The sequence below is a fragment of the Stenotrophomonas sp. 2YAF22 genome (assembly GCF_052114665.1).
GTDB classification, from domain to species: Bacteria; Pseudomonadota; Gammaproteobacteria; order Xanthomonadales; family Xanthomonadaceae; genus Stenotrophomonas; species Stenotrophomonas indicatrix.
On sequence record NZ_JBFRFE010000680.1, the window covers coordinates 1 to 2,200 of the forward strand.

Consider the following 2,200-nt stretch of genomic DNA (forward strand, 5'->3'; position numbering starts at 1 on the left):
GCTCAATGCCGATGCGTTCGTCAATTTCAGCCTGGACCCGGATGGAAAAGTGCGCGAGGTGCGCATGCAGCCGATCTCGGACCTGACCGATTTCAGCTTCGATTTCCAGGACCTGCTGTTCACGCCGGTGAAATGACGCCGCCGGGCGCGGCGCTACCGTTTGGCCGAGCGGACGGGTAGCGCCGGACCACGTCCGGCGAGCGCGTAGCGCGGTTGCAGGCGATCCGCCGGGCATGGCCCGGCGCTACGCGGAACCGGTGGTGATCGTCGGCCGGCGTACACACGCGGCGTGGGATACTCCGCCGGCTATCGGTGGCGAGGGAATGCGATGTTCCGTTGGTTTGAATCCCTGATTCCGGTGTTTCCGCCCATTGACGGGCGCATGCCGCCGCGCACCGTGGTGCCGTTCTACCTGCACTACCTGCGGCCGGTGTGGCCGGTGCTGCTGGCCACTCTGGTCGCCGGCCTGTTGCTGGCGCTGGTGGAAGTGGCGATGTTCGATTTCCTCGGCCGCATCGTCGACATGGTTGCCGAGYAGCCCGGCGCGGACTTCTTCCAGCGCCATGCCGATACGCTCGGCTGGATGCTGTTCATCACGGTCATCGCGCGCCCGATCCTGGTCGGCCTGCACAACCTGCTGGTCAACCAGGCCATCGTGCCGGGCCTGAGCAATCGATCGCGCTGGCTGATGCACAACTACGTGGTGCGGCAGAGCCTGAGCTTCTTCCAGAACGACTTCGCCGGCAGCATGGCCAACCGGGTGATGCAGACCGGTACCTCGCTGCGCGAGTCGGCGGTGCAGATGGTCGATTCGCTGTGGTACATCGTGGTCTATACCGGCACCGCGCTGTACCTGTTCGCGCAGGCCGACTGGCGGTTGATGGTGCCGCTGATCCTGTGGCTGCTGGCCTACGTGGTGATCATGATCTACTTCGTGCCGCGCGCGAAGGAACGGGCCTGGATCGCCTCGGAGGCGCGCTCCAAGGCGATGGGACGCATCGTTGATGGCTACACCAACATTCCCACGCTGAAGCTGTTCGCCCATGGCGGCCGCGAGCAGGCCTATGTTGCCGATTCGATCCAGGAGCTGGCGGTCAAGCACCGCGCGCAGACCCGGATCACGACCGGCATGGACCTGACCATCGCCATCGTCAATGGTTTCCTCATCGCCGGTACCTGTGGCCTGGCGCTGTGGCTGTGGAACGGCGGACACATCACCGTCGGCGCGATCACCCTGGCAACCGGCCTGGTGATCCGCATCCACAACATGTCCGGCTGGATCATGTGGACCATCAACGGCATCTTCGAAGACATCGGTACCGTGCAGGATGGCATCACCACCATCGCCCAGCCGCTGACCGTGCAGGACCGCGAGGATGCGGTGCCGCTGCAGGTGACTCGTGGCGGTGTGCACTTCCAGGATGTCCATTTCCATTACGGCAAGAAGGGCGGCGYGATTGCCGGCCTGGACCTGGTGGTGAAGCCGGGCGAGAAGATCGGCCTGGTCGGCCCCTCCGGTGCCGGCAAGTCGACGCTGGTGAACGTACTGCTGCGGCTGTACGACCTGGAAAGCGGTCGCATCCTGATCGATGATCAGGACATCGCCTACGTCACCCAGGAAAGCCTGCGCCAGCAGATCGGCGTGGTCACCCAGGACACCTCGCTGCTGCACCGTTCGATCCGTGACAACCTGCTGTACGGCCGCCCGGATGCCACCGACGCGCAGCTGCGCGCGGCCGTGGCCAAGGCGCGCGCGGAGGCCTTCATCGACACGCTGGTCGACGGGGAGGGGCGTCGTGGCTACGACGCGCATGTCGGCGAGCGCGGGGTGAAGCTGTCCGGTGGCCAGCGCCAGCGCATCGCCATTGCCCGTGTGCTGCTGAAGGACGCCCCGATCCTGGTGCTGGACGAGGCGACCTCGGCACTGGACTCGGAAGTGGAAGCGGCCATCCAGGACAACCTGGACGAGCTGATGGGCGGCAAGACGGTGATCGCGATCGCCCATCGCCTGTCGACCATCGCGCGCATGGACCGGCTGGTGGTGATGGACCAGGGCCGCATCGTCGAGACCGGTAGCCATGCCGAGCTGATCGAGGCCGGTGGACTGTACGCGCGGTTGTGGGCACGGCAGACGGGTGGCTTTGTCGCCGCGGAGCAATGACCAACGCCGCACGGTGGATGCGCAACAGTAGATCCACCC

The 2,200-nt window shown here is 65.7% G+C and carries 1 protein-coding gene; it reads left to right on the forward strand.

Going from position 1 to position 2,200, the window contains the following annotated elements; genetic code table 11:
• The first annotated feature begins 328 nt into the window (after positions 1-328).
• Positions 329-2,161 carry a multidrug efflux ABC transporter SmrA gene (smrA, locus tag AB4Y84_RS19855; RefSeq protein WP_442250747.1) on the forward strand — a complete coding sequence of 611 codons (1,833 nt, stop codon included), beginning with the start codon at positions 329-331 and terminating at the stop codon, positions 2,159-2,161.
• Positions 2,162-2,200 lie beyond the last annotated feature (39 nt).